This window comes from Bacillus sp. FJAT-42315 (genome assembly GCF_002797375.1).
Lineage (GTDB): Bacteria > Bacillota > Bacilli > Bacillales > Domibacillaceae > Bacillus_CE.
The window spans coordinates 1,412,705-1,428,284 of the sequence record NZ_KZ454941.1 but is presented as its reverse complement, the minus strand read 5'-3'; the positions used below and the strand labels follow the sequence as shown (position 1 = coordinate 1,428,284).

Annotated in this window: 16 protein-coding genes, 1 other RNA gene and 1 other annotated feature; of the genes, 4 read left to right on the top strand and 13 right to left on the bottom strand. The window is 39.6% G+C overall.

Annotated elements, in window-relative coordinates; genetic code table 11:
* Positions 1 to 107 precede the first annotated feature (107 nt).
* From CEF22_RS06785 to CEF22_RS06775, 3 genes are all read left to right on the top strand, one after another.
* Positions 108 to 815 carry a helix-turn-helix transcriptional regulator gene (locus CEF22_RS06785; RefSeq protein WP_100402263.1) on the top strand — a complete coding sequence of 236 codons (708 nt, stop codon included), beginning with the start codon at positions 108 to 110 and terminating at the stop codon, positions 813 to 815.
* Positions 816 to 1,054: 239 nt separating this feature from the next.
* Complete coding sequence (locus CEF22_RS06780) at positions 1,055 to 1,930, top strand: DMT family transporter (RefSeq protein WP_232726076.1); 876 nt, start codon at positions 1,055 to 1,057, stop codon at positions 1,928 to 1,930.
* A 116-nt stretch (positions 1,931 to 2,046) separates the two neighbouring features.
* Positions 2,047 to 2,796, top strand: coding sequence for a hypothetical protein (locus tag CEF22_RS06775; protein ID WP_100402261.1), 750 nt, complete (start codon positions 2,047 to 2,049; stop codon positions 2,794 to 2,796).
* Positions 2,797 to 2,852: 56 nt separating this feature from the next.
* Here CEF22_RS06775 and argS read toward each other — a convergent pair whose 3' ends face one another.
* Positions 2,853 to 4,538: an arginine--tRNA ligase gene (argS, locus tag CEF22_RS06770; protein WP_100402260.1), complete on the bottom strand. Its 1,686-nt coding sequence runs from the start codon at positions 4,536 to 4,538 to the stop codon at positions 2,853 to 2,855.
* A 195-nt stretch (positions 4,539 to 4,733) separates the two neighbouring features.
* Positions 4,734 to 4,946, bottom strand: a binding site (T-box leader).
* 68 nt (positions 4,947 to 5,014) lie between these two features.
* Here argS and CEF22_RS06765 point away from each other — a divergent pair.
* Positions 5,015 to 6,436 carry a YcdB/YcdC domain-containing protein gene (locus CEF22_RS06765; protein ID WP_100402259.1) on the top strand — a complete coding sequence of 474 codons (1,422 nt, stop codon included), beginning with the start codon at positions 5,015 to 5,017 and terminating at the stop codon, positions 6,434 to 6,436.
* Positions 6,437 to 6,480: 44 nt separating this feature from the next.
* On the opposite strand, the gene CEF22_RS06760 is transcribed toward CEF22_RS06765, so the two are convergent.
* The 12 genes from CEF22_RS06760 to ssrS all read right to left on the bottom strand — a co-directional run bounded on the left by CEF22_RS06760 (position 6,481) and on the right by ssrS (position 15,574).
* Positions 6,481 to 8,118: a YndJ family protein gene (locus CEF22_RS06760; protein ID WP_100402258.1), complete on the bottom strand. Its 1,638-nt coding sequence runs from the start codon at positions 8,116 to 8,118 to the stop codon at positions 6,481 to 6,483.
* Positions 8,115 to 8,738, bottom strand: a complete 624-nt coding sequence (locus CEF22_RS06755; RefSeq protein WP_100402257.1) for a DUF4166 domain-containing protein — start codon at positions 8,736 to 8,738, stop codon at positions 8,115 to 8,117. The genes CEF22_RS06760 and CEF22_RS06755 overlap by 4 nt, the downstream gene beginning before the upstream one ends.
* 1 nt (position 8,739) lies before the next feature.
* Positions 8,740 to 9,654, bottom strand: coding sequence for a DoxX-like family protein (locus CEF22_RS06750; RefSeq protein ID WP_100402256.1), 915 nt, complete (start codon positions 9,652 to 9,654; stop codon positions 8,740 to 8,742).
* Positions 9,655 to 9,768: 114 nt separating this feature from the next.
* Positions 9,769 to 10,719: an ABC transporter permease gene (locus tag CEF22_RS06745; RefSeq protein WP_100402255.1), complete on the bottom strand. Its 951-nt coding sequence runs from the start codon at positions 10,717 to 10,719 to the stop codon at positions 9,769 to 9,771.
* A complete protein-coding gene (locus tag CEF22_RS06740) occupies positions 10,719 to 11,639 on the bottom strand; it encodes an ABC transporter ATP-binding protein (protein ID WP_100402254.1) in 921 nt (306 codons plus the stop codon). The genes CEF22_RS06745 and CEF22_RS06740 overlap by 1 nt, the downstream gene beginning before the upstream one ends.
* Complete coding sequence (locus CEF22_RS06735) at positions 11,636 to 12,340, bottom strand: ABC transporter ATP-binding protein (protein WP_100402253.1); 705 nt, start codon at positions 12,338 to 12,340, stop codon at positions 11,636 to 11,638. Before CEF22_RS06735 ends, CEF22_RS06740 begins: the two co-directional genes overlap by 4 nt.
* Positions 12,333 to 12,713, bottom strand: a complete 381-nt coding sequence (locus tag CEF22_RS06730; protein WP_100402252.1) for a GntR family transcriptional regulator — start codon at positions 12,711 to 12,713, stop codon at positions 12,333 to 12,335. The genes CEF22_RS06735 and CEF22_RS06730 overlap by 8 nt, the downstream gene beginning before the upstream one ends.
* A gap of 3 nt (positions 12,714 to 12,716) precedes the next feature.
* Entirely contained in the window at positions 12,717 to 13,487 is a 771-nt protein-coding gene (locus tag CEF22_RS06725; RefSeq protein ID WP_100402251.1) for a hypothetical protein, read from the bottom strand.
* 209 nt (positions 13,488 to 13,696) lie between these two features.
* Complete coding sequence (locus CEF22_RS06720) at positions 13,697 to 13,984, bottom strand: hypothetical protein (protein WP_100402250.1); 288 nt, start codon at positions 13,982 to 13,984, stop codon at positions 13,697 to 13,699.
* A complete protein-coding gene (locus CEF22_RS06715) occupies positions 13,984 to 14,283 on the bottom strand; it encodes a DUF2089 family protein (protein WP_100402249.1) in 300 nt (99 codons plus the stop codon). Before CEF22_RS06715 ends, CEF22_RS06720 begins: the two co-directional genes overlap by 1 nt.
* A gap of 127 nt (positions 14,284 to 14,410) precedes the next feature.
* Positions 14,411 to 15,172 (bottom strand): tRNA threonylcarbamoyladenosine dehydratase, encoded by a 762-nt coding sequence (locus CEF22_RS06710; protein ID WP_100402248.1) that lies wholly within the window; start codon positions 15,170 to 15,172, stop codon positions 14,411 to 14,413.
* 212 nt (positions 15,173 to 15,384) lie between these two features.
* Positions 15,385 to 15,574: non-coding RNA, 6S RNA (ssrS, locus tag CEF22_RS06705), on the bottom strand.
* Positions 15,575 to 15,580: the final 6 nt, after the last annotated feature.

Below are 15,580 nucleotides of genomic sequence, written 5' to 3'. Positions count from 1 at the left end.
TATTATGGCTTGAAATTATAAAATGGCTCGTATCCTATCTACCATTACAGTTAATGGTCCCTTCTTTGCAGCTGGTTTGAAAAAATAAATCCTTTGGAGTGATCAAAATGGAATCTATCGAAAAAATCCTAGCGGAACGGCGAACATATTCAGCGATTCAAGATACACATGCTCATCTGTACGCTCAAATGATTTTCCCTCTCCAAGGAGAGCTAGCCATTCAAACAGAGACCCAAACTCTTCAACTAGATGATCAAACCTTATTTTATATTCCACCTCAGTGCGATCATACCTTTCATTCAACTGTTCGAAATGAATGTTTAGTATTAGATATTCCTTACTTTATGCTGTCGCCGAAAGAGTTACAGAATAGAAGCACTTCCATCGGATTAACAGACCATTGGAAAGGGATTCGGAACTTGCTTTTAAATGAAACGGGCCAAAAAGCGGCACTCAAGAAACTCTATCCTTACATTTCCTATCATTTACTTCAAGCACAACAACCGAAGTCGATCCGATATATTCATGAGCATTATGATGAACCGATTTCGATCAGCCAGCTAGCCTCACTAGAGCATTACAATCGCACTTATTTTTCAGAATGGTTTATGAAGGAAACCGGGAAGTCCCCAGCTTCCTATATAAGAGACGTTCGCTTAAATAAAGCGAAAGAGTTACTCCGCCATACCGATTTACCCATCCTACACATTGCTATTCAAGTCGGATTGGAGCATCAATCATCGTTAACGAGACTTTTTCAAACGTACGAAGGCATGACACCGAGTCAATATCGTAGAAATACAGAATACAAGTAAAAATAGACCCGACATTCGGTCAAATCCAGTACATCAACATGTCGTATCCTTACATAAAGTGAAACTTCAATCCGTGGGGGTTTTCTTCATCCCCCACGGATTGTTAGTTGAACCAATCGGGCTTTTACGGGCTGTTGATCTCCCACCTACACGTCTGCGTCCCTTCTGTCATGTTGAGGCGGGAGTCTTACAGCCCGTTAATGCGGGATAAAGAAAGGACGTTGATCTGGATGCACACCATGTTAGGTATATTATTTGCTCTTTTATGGTCGTCTGCGGCGATTGCCACGAAATTTGGATTGTACTCGACTACACCGTTAGCATTGGCCACCATTCGCTTACTATTAGCCGGAAGCTTATTGTTTGTTTATATTTATCTCGTAAAGAAAACATACCGTTGGCCACAATTACATGAATGGAAACCACTGATCATTTTAGGAATCTTGAACACTACCATCTACTTAGGTGCGATCTTTTGGGCATTAAAAAGCATCTCTGCTGGTTTGTTTAATTTATTTGTCACAGTAAATCCTTTTATCGTCGCTTTGTTATCATACATTTGGCTGAAACGGCAAGTCACTTTAAAAGAATGGACCGGTATGATTATTGCCGGGATCGGATTAATAATCGCTACGTGGCCCTCTCTGTCTACTAGCGAGGCCACCATTAGCGGGTTGATTACTTTAGGGATAGGGATGCTAGCAATGGCGGTTGGCAGTGTGTATTTCAAAAAGGTCAAATTAGACCTCCCTAATATCGTCATTAACACTTGGCAAGTCATCATCGGTGGTGTCCTATTAGTCCCTATTACTTACACTCTCGAAAACGAAACATACTTTTTGCATATGGATAATTATTTGCTCTGCTCCCTCATTTGGTTAGTACTGATCATCTCGATCGCTACGATGCTACTTTGGTTTTACCTACTGAAACAAGATGCTGTTAAAGCGAATAATTGGTTATTTTTAACCCCTATTTCCGGCTACTTATTAGCAGCGATCTTTTTAAATGAATCTATAACGGTATTCGATATCACCGCTACATTCTTTGTGCTAATGGGATTACTGCTTTCGGGGAATATTACGGTTTCTTCTAAACAAATGAAAACATCATAAAATTAGGTTTATTTTTGATTTTTCCTTTACTCAAAACTCCCCCTTCCTTTTACTAATTAACTAAAATATACTTAATTGTATGACGTGTTTTTAAATACGAGTTGGGGGAGATTTGCATGCTAGCAGGGGAAGCTTCTTTAATGAGAATCACCGAATTAATGGATGAGCTTGTTGAAGAAATTGATACAGTGATGCAGGCCAAAAACGAGCATGTAGCAGAGTGTCAGGAAATTGAATGTGTTTTAGAAGACTTGCAACACATCGTTGAAAACATTCGTCTCAATGCCTCTGAGTCTGCTAAAGTGGTCAAAAAGATGAGAGAGCTTCGCGAAAAAAGACGAGAATTGAAGAAGTTTATTAAAAAAGTTTATACTGCACAAACAAAATTAGAGCCGTTAAAAGATGATATAGACAAGACCGTAGTGCAAATCAAAAAAGCAGAACAACAAGTGGAAGCGCAAAATAGCGTCTATCACTTTCGATCTAAAGAAACCGCTGCTTTCATCGATTCCATTACCGATCATGAAAAGCGTAGTAAAGTGACAATGATAGAACACCAAAAATCTATTCTAATCAAAAGCTTTTCAGCGACAATACCAAATCAACAAGCAGAGACAACTATTACACCTTCAGAGTTTCCCATACTGCAAGTGGTTCGAAAAGCCAACCAATGGTTAATTTTAGACGGGGAGACGGTCACTTTTAAAAATAAAAAGATCGCCAAAATTATTGATTACATACAAGCAAACGACTTAATGGTCAAGATGAGCGAGAAAAATAAAAATCATTTTTTTACGTATATGAATCAACACAGCAAACAAGATGATCAAGAATTTACATCTAGAATCTGTTCAGAACCTGAGTGATCTGTAAGAGCAAAGATCCCTCGATAGCCGGCTATTTCGAGGGATCGCTTTATTGATTACATCTCCACCGGCGCCTTGATCCCTAGCAGTCTCAATCCTTCCTCTAACACAATCGTCACCGCTTTCACTAAAGCAAGCCGGCTTTCTTTTTCTGCATCATCTACTAAAATTTTGACGTGGCTATAATATTTATTGAATTCCTGTGACAAATCAATCACATATTTGGCGATTTGAGACGGTTCATATTGTTGCAAACTTCTTTCAATCACAGCAGGAAACTCCATTAATAATTGGATCACGGTCCAGCTATAATCATCATTCAAGCTAGCTGGAGAATCGATTTCGCACTCCGATTTTCTCATAATTGAACAAGCTCTCGCATGCGTGTATTGCACATATGGACCAGTCGTCCCTTCAAACTTCAACATATCTTCAAGCGAGAACTCAATATTTCCTTGCCGTTCCTGTTTCAAATCGTGAAAAATAATCGCTCCAACACCGACAGCTTTTGCTACTTCTTCTTTCTGGGCAAGCTGCGGATTTTTCTCCTCAATGCTTTGCTTCGCTAATTCAATCGCTTCTTCAATCACTCCCTCAAGGAGCACGACTTTCCCTTTTCTCGTCGACATCTTTTTCCCATCTTTTAAAATAAAACCGAACGGAATATGAACCATGCCTTTTGCCCATGCGTAGCCCATTTTTTCAAGCGTGAGAAAGACTTGCTTAAAATGCAGACTTTGTTCGTGTCCAACCACATATAAAGCTTGATCAAACTGATAATGATGTTGTCTATAAATCGCAGCCGTTAAATCCCTCGTTGCATACAGAGTTGCCCCATCTGACTTTTTAATTAGGCACGGCGGCAAATCATCTTGTTGCAAATCAACGACTTCAGCTCCATCCGACTCTTGAAGCAAGCCCTTATCTTGCAATAACTGAACTGTTTCGCCCATGCTCTCATTATAAAAAGCTTCCCCATTCAGCGAATCAAAGCGGATATCCATTAAGTCATAGATCTTAGAAAACTCCACAAGCGATTCTTCTTTAAACCACTTCCATAACTGGTTCGCCTCTTCATCTCCATCCTCTAGCTTTTTAAACCACATTCTTGCTTCTGCTTCTAGACTAGGCTCATGTTCCACTTCATCATGAAATTTCACATATAAGCTCAACAATTCTTGGATAGGATGTTGTTTCACTTTGGCCTCACTCCCCCAATGTTTATAGGCAGTGATTAACTTTCCAAATTGTGTTCCCCAGTCACCAAGGTGATTAATCCGAATCGTTTGATATCCTGACTTTTCAGCAATGTTGGCAATGGCATTCCCGATCACAGTGGAGCGCAAATGCCCCATCGAAAACGGCTTAGCAATATTCGGCGAGGAGAAATCAATCGTAATCACTTTTCCTTGACCATAGGTTGAATGGCCGTAATTCGCTCCTTGCTGTAAAATATCGGTGAGTATATGCTCGCTAACGATTTGTTTATTTAAAAAGCCGTTCACATACGCTCCATTCGCAACAACTCTCTCAAACAATGAGTGATCAATCTGGCTCGCTAAATCAGCGGCAATCAACTGCGGCGACTTTTTCATCATTTTCGCTAATGAAAAACAAGGGAAAGCGACATCCCCCTGCTCTGCATATTTTGGTTTTTCGATCATCTCCAGAATTTCTTCTAGTTCCACCACACCATCTAATGTAACAGCAATTTCTTCCGCAAATGTTTTCATCACTTCCATCTCATCACGTCCTTTTCTATAAAGTGAAACTTCAATCAGTGGGGGTTTTCTTCATCCCCCACTGATTGTTAGTTGAACCAATCGGGCGTTTACGGGCTGTTGATCCCCCATCTGCCAGTCTGCGCTTCTTGCCACGTTGAGGTGGGGATCTTACAGCCCGTTAATGCGGGAAAAATAAAAAATCCCGCCTCTAAAAATAGAGACGAGATTGAAATAACCCGCGGTACCACTCTGATTGTTCCTAAAGAACCTGCTTTACTTTATAACGGGGTGATCCCCGGCTCACCCTACTTTGTTTCAGGCGGCTTCTCAGAAGTGCGCTTCATTTAGATCAGACTATCGGGCTTCCACCATCCCCGACTCGCTTTCAGACTCCATCTAAACTACTCTCTTCATCATGGAAATTTTCATTATTTTTTGATATTATATACAATTGTTAAAGGAAATACAATCATCAGTTTAAACACGAGAGGAAGATTCCTATTTTAACCGACCAATTAAAACAAAAAGCAAAAACAATCGGCCGCGTCCCAACCAACTATGAGCTTGAAATTGAAGATTATCGCGAACATGAAACGGACAGTCGCGCTTTATACGTATGGAAAGATCCGAATAATGAAGATACAGGTGTTTGGGTAGAATTAGATGGAGTTGGCCGTTTAATCAAATGGGAAAAGGACACAGCTACAGAAAGCGAAGGAAGCTCCTTAACAAACGAACAGTTAAAAGAAATCGCCTTGCATTTTTTCCTTGAACATTATCCAGAAGCTCCGAAGCTTTTTACCTTTAAAAAAATAGACGAATTAAAAAATGGAGACTTACGATTTACTTTTAACCAAGAAAAATTAGAGCTACCGTTTCCTAACACTGGCTTTTCTGTTCGTATCACAAAAGCTGGAGAAATCGTTGGCTTTCGTTACGATGGAATCGCTAAAAAAATCGTTTCTCCTGAAAAGATCATCAATAAAGAGGAAGCAAAAAATACATTATTAAATGAATTAGAAATGGAATCAATGATCACCGTTCTTAGCAAAGAAATATATGAAAATGGTGATGATTTGCCCCATCTCGTATTTGAACCGAACTTGCGATGCCATCAACTACTAGCTGATGGCACAACCCCACAATTTGAACAAGAGGAGGACACCCCTAAACAGCTTGTCCCATTGGCCAAGCCATCCAAAACATCAACGAAGGACATCGATACTTTTATCGGCTTAGATCGATCGGCTTTCAAATTAATTCGCGAGCAAGATATGGGAGATGCGATCGGTACGGTTTGGCGAATGGACGAAGATGAACCTGAGAAGGCCTCTAGTCGTAGTTTAGATGATTTCTTTCAACAACGAAATGATCACACCATTAAATTGCGAACAGATAAAAACAACAAGCAGTTAAAAGGAATGTTTTCTTTCTTGGAGCGAAAAGGAGATTTACAATTAAGTCTTGCTGAGTGTGAAGATATCGCTCTGCAATTTTTATATCATCTTTACCCAAAAGCAGATCAGTATTTTCGGATGAAGTCAGACCCCCAAGTGGACGAAACAAACGCTTGGTTCCACTTTGAGCTATACCACGGAGGCATTCATGTAAGGTTTGGGTTCGTCAGCATAACGGTCAATCGAACGACGGGGCACATTGATCATTATCTCGGGCCGGAAATTCACCCTGAATTGATCACTTCCCTTCCGCTCGAACCAATTGTTGCTGAGGAAAAAGCAAAACAATTGTTCACTCGCTTTTTTGATGTTGAGCTACAATGGGAGAAAGAATACGTCGAGGACTCCGAAGATTATTATCAGCTTGTTTACAAACCGCTATATCCAAACTTGACAGGTGAATTAGCGTTTATTGAAGCGGAAAACGGTGACATCATCGTAGGGAAAGATTTATATTGATGAAGAAAGCCTGCTAAATGAAGCAGGCTTTCTTCATGGGAGATTTAGAAGTTTTCCTCAACCGCCCTCTTCTTAATCTCATAATTGATCTCAAGAAATTTCACCCCAAAGATCCACATTTGATGATGAGCCAGTAATTGATCGGCTGATTTTTCCTTAATGATAAATGTTTCAGCAAGCGGTAAGCGAATCACAGCCAGTGGGGTACGCAAATAAATTCCTTCGTCTCCGTTGCCTATTGTTCTTCCTTTACTCGAAAGAATTAAATTTTCCCCTTCATTTTCAAAGCGCAAAATGCCCGTCATATTAGAGAATGGCAGCGGCAAAGCGATATTCATATATGTTTCCTCTTCATATGTATGCTGTGAATAAAGAGCAACAAAAATCGTTTCTCCTTTCTCATTATTACGAACCCAAGCACGGACATGCTCCCTGCCGTCTTTACTTGATTGAACAGCCACAATATCACCCGTCATCATCTCCCAGCGTCCACCAAATGATAGATGAATTTGCTGTACGTGCCGACTAACTTTTTCATATAAAAAGGCTAAAGGCTTAAACCATGAAGCCCATTGAATGAACGCCTTCAACTGATAATTTTCTGTCTGTTCGTAAAACTGAGAGATCGATGGCGCTAGCTTTTGTTTATCAAAATGCTTGGAGCAAAAATGCCCCATATCATCGACAAGCCCACCATATGTACGTTCATCTATTAATTTTTTCCTTGTCAGAAACTGCTCACTAATGATCAAATAGCCGAAGATTCGGCTCATCGGCTTGCCATAATAAGGACGTCCATTAGATGTCCCTTCTATAAGCCAACCAATTAATGCGGGCAAAACCACTCCAAAAGCATTGACTGCTCCATGAATAAAGATCATTTGTTTAATAGTCAATCCTTCTGAAAAGCCTAGTCTGCCATACGCATAAAGAAAGGAAAAGAAAATCGTTACAAGTAACGCAGCTGAAGAAAACGTTATAAGCAACTTGGCCCATTTACTGCGAAAATTCGCTTTAACAACAAAGAAACCGTATAGATAAAGAGCGACAGCATATACAACGACGGCAATGAATTCAATCCAGCGCGAATACGTAATCCCCACAGCAATCGTCATTGGTGAGACGATGATGAGCATCAAGATGAACGAATAGAATAAATTTTTTTCACTAATCTTTCTTCCAAGCATCCCACTAATAATCGGAATAATAAAAGCTGAATAATGAAAATGAACGGCGGTTAACAAAATCGTTTCTCTAGAAAAATGCATGATCGGTAGTTCACTCACATAAGCAAAAAACCAAAAGCCACCAAGCCCCAAATAGATCCAGCCACTGTCGATGGCGACTTCTGCAATCGGCCGTACACCTCTCTCCAACAACCGAAAAACCCCAAACAAAGATGCACCTATCGTATAAGCAAACCAAATAGATGCAAGTATCGTAAAATGCCCAATGATAGCGAAATAGGCGGAGAGAACAGCCGGAATATAAAAGATAGAAAGAAATTTCGCAAGTCGCATCCGCTGTCCATCTCTTTTATGCTGATCGGTCAATTCCCAAGTGATTGGTACGAATATCAACATCGATAATAATAACAACATCTCTGCTGGGTGAAGGGACTCCCATTGACTAATGATGTATAGCGAAAAGAGAATGAACCCTACCGTCACTTTGCTTCTCATACTTGTTCACTCTCCACTTCATGAAAATAGCCGCTATAATAAAACAAAGTACCAACTAATGGATTGCTAACATGTACTTCCACATAAAAACAATCCCTATCCTCTTGAAATGATTCAATAATTGAGGCATTCCCATACAAAAATTTAGGTAAAGGAATGTTCTTTCCGAATAACTTCAACCACTGTTTATCGGATGAAATATGTAAACGCCCCTCTGTATCAACGTGAAAATCGAGAGTGGATACTAAAAATGGCGGAACTCCGAAATCATCGATAATCTTCCTTTTCTTCGAATCCAAATACATGACCGCATCAAAATGCCGTTCCTTTTTATCAAAGGTAAAACTGCGATTCCACCTCACATGCTCACAATCGCCATCCGCTATATATGCCGTATTTTTAATAAAAAACGAAATGTCCCTTCCTCTTTCTGAAAAAAAGAGGCGCCGTTTCGCTCCCCATTGAAATAGCGGACGGATCAAGCGATGACCACCGGAAATTTCCTTCATCTTTCCTTGTCCATAAAAGCTTTTTTCTGTCGTAATCGCATAGCGATGTTGTAACATCGGATGCAGCTTAGTAAATGAATCTCCTAAAATAGTTTGATAAATCGATGGCATCTCACTTCATCCCCTTTCTCTTTCTAACCGTCTTACTTGGTTGTGGCAAATCGCTACTGTTGAAATAACCAATTATTGAAATAAGGACGAGTGCCACATTAAGCGAAAGTGGGTTAAACGGATGCACAAAACTCGCCGGATTGGCGACCCAAACTAATAGAGTCATAACTCCGATTAACATAGCGTGAAAGAGAAACCACTTTCTCTTTTGAAAAGGAAGTAGCCACAAGAGGCCGAATGCTATTTCTCCCCCACCAACAAGTCGAATCGCCGTTCCAGCATCAATCGGTAACGAAGCAAGTGAACGTAACATTTTCACTTCTTCTGGATGAACAGTGATAATTTTTGGCACAAGCCCTTGATATATCCAAATGAAGCTCAGCAAAACACAAACGAACGAATAAGTTAAGGATTTTTGAAGAAGCAACTTTGGATGATAGCCTTTTTCAAGCCAGAGCTTCAATGCCTCAAAGCTCCAAGCTGTCGCCCAACCAAGTAGTGGCCGAAACAGCCAAGCATCCATCACTTTTCCGAGTTTGCCAAAGTTCGTCTCATAGTTATATTGTGTTTCGAATTGGATAGAATTTTCTACCGGTGTGTATTTCCAATAGCCGCGCCCTAAACGAATCAAAGAAAGTGGATGATCGGTCCAAAATTTTAATGACGATACTCTCTCTCCTGTTTTTTGTTGAACCTCCCCTATCGTTTCTCCTTTTCCAGCAATCTCAAGGCCAAAACCAATCTTTGTTTTATATAAAAACTGCTGTGGCTCATCCTCTTTTTTCTCGAGGTACGAGATTTCCGTAAATCGTACGTCCCACTCTGTATGTAGCTCTGGCTGTTGTGTATACTTCCATAATTCTTCCATGGACGTGTTGATTTGTGTCTGTACATAAATGGGTGTTTGCTTCTTCATCTCGATCCCTCCTATTGGTAATTATCAGGAAGGTGTTCTTATTTGTAAAGCTTTACTTTCATACCATTTTTAACAAGCAAAAAAAACACCTCCAATCACTGGAGGTGCTAAACATTAAGCAGCGACATCTCTTTTCGAGAAGATAAAGAAAGCCAGCAAGTGGAAAATAACGAAGTAAACAGCAAGGACTACAATTGAGAATTGCAATGTCATACCTTCTACCATCACTTGCCCTGTTTCATATCCCATTAAGTTCGTATTAGCAAATAATGAATATTTCGCCCAATCGTATTTCATGGCGATTAACATCGTCACATTCGCGCCCATAAATAATAGGAAGAGTGAAATACCGATTGCTAACGAGCTATTGCGGAAGACTGCTGAAATCATAAAGGCCATTGTGGCGATCATAAAGATATCGATCGAGCTTAATAAGTAATATTTAAATAGATACAAAGTTAAGCTTTGTTCAACAACATTTCCACCATCATAAGTTAGATGAACCGTTTGACCATCTGTTCCGAATAAGATCGCTCCAACTAAAGAAGAGAATAAGAATAAAATACTAATCATTAATAACCCGAATAAAATGACAGCAACATATTTAGAAAAAAGAATTTTCGAACGACTAAGCGGGCGAATTAAAAGTAATTTAATCGTGCCCCAATTGTATTCACTAGCGACAATTCCGGCCGCAATAATAATCATAAACAACCCAGCAAAACTAAGAAAGCTCGTACTACTATCTACAAATGACCACATCGTTGTTTTCGTATCCACTGGAACATTTTCCGCTAAACGGTATTCATTAATTTTGATTTCTTCTTGAATTCGTTCCTTTCCTTCTTTATACATATTTGGGTTATCTTCTAACTGTTTTTGTGAAGCGGCTATATCAGCTTGAACCATTTCTTCCCACGTTGGCTGCTTTCCTTTTTGTTTGCTTTCATCATATTTAGTATAGGCAGCAGCGGCACTGACCATTAGAATCAACAACCCAATCATGACATACGTTCCCGGTCGCTTAAACACTTTAATCCATTCGTTCTGTATTAACCGAAACATTACACTAATACCCCCTGTTTCTCTGTAATTTCTAAGAATCGTTCTTCTAGTGACTTGGATACTGGTTTCACTTCGTAAATACGAATGCCTCGTTCGGCGAGCAACGTCACGATATCTGGAATTTGCTCTTTATCACTTTCCATTACAAGCTGACCTTCGACAATTTTCACTTGCCCACCTGGGAAGAATTGCTTCACGTATTTCACTGCATCCTCGACATGATTCACTTCAAAAGAGTACATCTCCGTCTCGTCTTCCATCCAATTGTGGACCGACTGCACATCGACTAATTTCCCTTTTTGAATAATGGCGATCCGATCACACATCATTTCCATTTCTGCTAGTAAGTGACTCGATACAATGACAGCCAAGCCTCTCTTTTCTGCTAGTTCTCTCACGTGTTGGCGAATTTCTTTAATCCCCGCTGGATCTAATCCATTCGTCGGCTCATCCAAAATTAATACTTTCGGGTCATGAAGAAGGGATTGAGCAATTCCAAGACGTTGGCGCATCCCGAGTGAATACGTCTTCACTTTGTCGTGAATACGCTCACTTAATCCGACAAACTTCACAACTTCATCAACCTTTTCTTTTGTGATTCCTTTATGCATGCGAGCATATTGTTGCAAGTTTTCATAGCCCGATAAAAACTTATACATTTCCGGATTTTCAACGATCGCTCCAACATTCTCAACAGCCTTCTCAAATTCTTTTTGAATGCTGTGTCCACAAATCACGATATCGCCTTCTGATAACTTCATTAATCCAACAATCATGCGAATCGTAGTCGTTTTTCCGGCTCCATTCGGTCCAAGAAAGCCAAATACTTCTCCTTTTTGAATAGTAAAGCTAAGCGAATCGATAATTTTTTTGCCTTTAATCGTTTTTGAGACGTTTTTCAATTCCACTACTGCGGTCATAATTGACCCTCCTTCACAAAATTATGTTTCAACCATTGTAAAACAGAAATTCCCTGTTCTTCACGCAAGCTTTCTACATGACAATGCGCCTTGATGTTTCCTTCTTCGATGACTAGTGCTTCGTCCAAAATCGGTTCAATCTCCGTGATTTCATGAGTCGTAATAATGACCGTTTGCTCACCGAAATCGATAAATGAAACGAGCCCTTTCACAATCGTATCGCGCACCATTGGATCGAGACCGATAAACGGTTCATCTAATAACAGCACAGGCGCTTGACGAGAGAGGACAAGCAACAGCTTGAGACGGCCTTGTTGCCCCTTCGACAGCTTCGCGATTTTTTGATCAAGATCTAGTTCTAAAAATGCGAGTAATTGTTGCGACTTTTCAATTGAAAAATCCGGATATTGCGAGGAAAAATAATCGATCATCTGTCTTACTTTTAAACTAGGATAAATCATTCCTTCACTGGCAAGAAAGGCGACATCTGAAGCAATGCTTCGATCCACTCGACGACCGTTAATTAACACTTCTCCTGTTGTTGGAAACACAAGTCCGGCACCCATTTTCATCATCGTAGACTTTCCACTACCGTTTGGCCCAAGAATGCCGTACACTTTTCCTTTTTCAAAAGTGAAAGTCATGTCATCTAGTGCTTTTCTTTTGCCGTATTGCTTAGAGACATGATTAAATTCAATCATTGTCTCCCTCCTCTCCACTTAAAAACTGATCAATCGCTTCCGTAATTTCACTATCTTTCACACCAATGTCACGCATATTTTGAATGAATTGGTAAATCATTTCTTGTTGGATGTTCACTCTTAACTTTCGTTTCATCTCTGCTTGTTCTGTCATAAACGTTCCCTGCCCTCTTTTCGTTTCTACGACACCCATGCGTTCCAACTCCCCATACGTTCTTTGAATGGTATTCGGATTGACTCCCGACTGAATCGCCATTTCTCGAACAGAAGGCAGTTTTTCTCCAGACTGGATTTCTCCTCGGACAAACTGTTGAATAATTCGATCGGCGATTTGACTATAAATTGGCTTTGATGTTTTGAATTGTTCGACCATTGCTTACACCTCAACTTTCCGATCGAGCAGCCAGCAAGATATAACATATAAACTAGCAATGTATAACAGAGAAAAGATGATGGGCCACACTGCAATACCTTCTGGAGGTCTAGTAATCGTAAGCCCTATTATCATCGGTTCTAACCAATCTTCCACTGGAATGACCCAACTATTAAATAACTTTTGAATAAAAGGCTGATCGACTATCCAAGTGATGATTGCGTTCATTACGATATAAAGAACGATTAAGAGGACCCAACGAACTTTCTTTAATACTGGAAACACATTGAGAGAATGATAAACCGACCAAAAGAACAAGCCTAAAAAAGTGAAATAAAACGACACTAGTAAAATCATCCCATTAACTAGAAAACCTTCTACATAAGGAATTTCTTGATTGGGGCTGTTCACAAACTCTACTGGAAATTCAATAAAGAAGGAGATCAGCACCAACACATCGACTACCACTAAAGAAGCTAACGTCACAACTAAAGCAATCAGCAGTTTAGAAAACATCAATTTAGATGCCCGAGCTGTTCCATGCAACCAATATTGTCCCTTCTCCTCTTGTCTCAGCAGCACCATTAGCACAACCGGAAAAATCACGACATGAGCCATATAAGCGAAAAAGAGAAAAACAAAAATGTAATCAAAAATACCTTGAGAAGCAAAGAAGCTCGCTCCTCCGATAAATAGCACTATTTCCGCTATTAACCCGATAAGCAACAGGTCTTTCACTAATAAAAAATCCTTTTTTAACAATCCGCGAAGCATAATGATCCCTCCGTGTATCACTGTACTAGTTACATAGTACACTAGAACAAAACGATCCGTCAACCCCTTTTTTTCCAAAAGCTCCATCGAAATGGAACAACTATGTCTATGTATGAAACGAAGAGCCCGTTTTGTTTCATCTGTTTACAAAAACGGGCTCTTCGTTTCTAACGATGTTAACTTTTTGGTTCATTCACTTTCAGCAAACATTACAAGTTTTGCACTTCAATTTTCTCCATTTCCTTTTTCCTCTTTCTTGAAATATATTCACGTCCTGATAGCCAATACCCTAGTAAGAATACGACTCCTAATACGCCTGCTAATAGTAACGCCTTATCACTAACACCTATAAATAAGTTAGTTATTTTTCCATATATTAAAAACGCTATATACAATATTGGTAAAACCGCTCCCCAATAGGCTTGCTCTCTTCTTGAAAGATAATGTTGGACGACTAAAACCCCAATTACAACCATAAATAGAGTCAGATCGCTCATTAAATGTCCTCTCTCTCTTTTTTATATTTATCAATAATTATTTTGGCAACTTCTAAACTTATCCGTTCATCGATGACTAAATTTTTTATAAGATTCACAAATTCAACATCGCCTTCTTTGCTATGAAGTTCAATCTTTTTGATTAAACTGTCTAACTTTGCTCGAACTGTTGGATAAGATACACCGTAGTCTTTAGCCATATCCTTTAAAGAACCGGAGTTCAAAATGAATTTTCTAATAAACTCTACGTTTTCTTTATCTAACACCAACAGCCAAGATGGAATTTCATTTCTTTCCATAACACCCCTCCTTATTAACAATATTAAATTAAAACTTAATATTGTTCAAGTTTTTTTAAATATAATTAAATTAGATTGTCATTTCAAACAACAAAAAGCCACCCTACAACATGCAGGGTGACTCTTATTAATCGTTCACACGAGTGATTTGAATATCTTTTAGTTGCTCACGCACAACATAACTTGCCATAATCAAGCCACAAGTGGATGGCACAAAAGCATTAGAGGCAGGCGGCATTTTCGCTTTACGAATATCCGCATCTTCTTTCCCAACCACTTTACGTACATCTTCCCGAATGACAATTGGACTTTCATCAGAGAAGACAACCGGGATACCTTTTCTAATCCCTTCTTTACGCAAGCGCGTACGAACCACTTTCGCAATTGGGTCAGTATGTGTTTTGGAAATATCGGTGATTTGGAAGCGTGTCGGGTCAAGCTTGTTCGCCGCTCCCATACTTGAGATGATCGGAATATTTCGGCTTAAACACTCTTTCATTAAGTGAATTTTATACGAAATCGTATCTGACGCATCGACAACAAAATCTAAGTCATAGCTAAAAAATTGCTCGTATGTTTCTTCTGTATAAAACATTTTCAAGGCAATCACTTCACACTCTGGATTAATATCAGCAATTCGCGCTTTCATGACATCTACTTTTGGCTCACCGACTGTTGATAACAAAGCAGGTAGCTGACGGTTCACGTTCGTAATATCTATCGTATCTTTATCAACAAGTACAAGACGCCCCACACCAGAACGAGCCAATGCTTCAGCTGAAAATGAACCGACACCGCCAATGCCGAGGATCGCTACCGTTGTATTTTTTAATCGATCAAGCCCTTCCTTACCGAAGGCCAGCTCATTACGAGAAAATTGATGTAACATTATAGACCACTCCATGTCTTTATATTCTCTTATTTCAGATAGGATTAATCATACTTGAAATTGATCGTTCATTCAATATCTTTCCCCGATTTCCGTGTGAAAAAGCGGAGGAAGTTGATCCCCACTTTTGCTGAAGCATACAGAAAAGGGACTGTCACAGAAGGTCAGTTTTCACTGACTTTCTGGACAGTCCCTGATATTTAAGAAGAAGGGTAAGTCCCAATCGTGCCGTCCTATGGATCTATATGTTTTGAACCCGCTCTTCGCAGGTGGGTGTCCTGTAGTAAGTGTTATACGTCCTCAAGCCATGGAGGCATGTATGCTGCTTACAAACCCGGACTCCCTAAACATATATTGTTCGGTCAAAACAGATAGTAAATGAAACGAACACATCAGGACTTACTGTTA

Bases quoted from the DNA above. Each gene is read 5' to 3' on its own strand.
- CEF22_RS06775 (WP_100402261.1), top strand. From the start codon at position 2,047: ATGCTAGCAGGGGAAGCTTCTTTAATGAGAATCACCGAATTAATGGAT.
- CEF22_RS06725 (WP_100402251.1), bottom strand. From the start codon at position 13,487: ATGCTTCGCGGATTGTTAAAAAAGGATTTTTTATTAGTGAAAGACCTG.
- CEF22_RS06715 (WP_100402249.1), bottom strand. From the start codon at position 14,283: ATGGAAAGAAATGAAATTCCATCTTGGCTGTTGGTGTTAGATAAAGAA.
- CEF22_RS06785 (WP_100402263.1), top strand. From the start codon at position 108: ATGGAATCTATCGAAAAAATCCTAGCGGAACGGCGAACATATTCAGCG.
- CEF22_RS06760 (WP_100402258.1), bottom strand. From the start codon at position 8,118: ATGAGAAGCAAAGTGACGGTAGGGTTCATTCTCTTTTCGCTATACATC.
- CEF22_RS06735 (WP_100402253.1), bottom strand. From the start codon at position 12,340: ATGATTGAATTTAATCATGTCTCTAAGCAATACGGCAAAAGAAAAGCA.
- argS (WP_100402260.1), bottom strand. From the start codon at position 4,538: ATGGAAGTGATGAAAACATTTGCGGAAGAAATTGCTGTTACATTAGAT.
- CEF22_RS06730 (WP_100402252.1), bottom strand. From the start codon at position 12,713: ATGGTCGAACAATTCAAAACATCAAAGCCAATTTATAGTCAAATCGCC.
- CEF22_RS06740 (WP_100402254.1), bottom strand. From the start codon at position 11,639: ATGACCGCAGTAGTGGAATTGAAAAACGTCTCAAAAACGATTAAAGGC.
- CEF22_RS06755 (WP_100402257.1), bottom strand. From the start codon at position 8,738: ATGCCATCGATTTATCAAACTATTTTAGGAGATTCATTTACTAAGCTG.
- CEF22_RS06780 (WP_232726076.1), top strand. From the start codon at position 1,055: ATGTTAGGTATATTATTTGCTCTTTTATGGTCGTCTGCGGCGATTGCC.
- CEF22_RS06720 (WP_100402250.1), bottom strand. From the start codon at position 13,984: ATGAGCGATCTGACTCTATTTATGGTTGTAATTGGGGTTTTAGTCGTC.
- CEF22_RS06745 (WP_100402255.1), bottom strand. From the start codon at position 10,719: ATGTTTCGGTTAATACAGAACGAATGGATTAAAGTGTTTAAGCGACCG.
- CEF22_RS06750 (WP_100402256.1), bottom strand. From the start codon at position 9,654: ATGAAGAAGCAAACACCCATTTATGTACAGACACAAATCAACACGTCC.
- CEF22_RS06710 (WP_100402248.1), bottom strand. From the start codon at position 15,172: ATGTTACATCAATTTTCTCGTAATGAGCTGGCCTTCGGTAAGGAAGGG.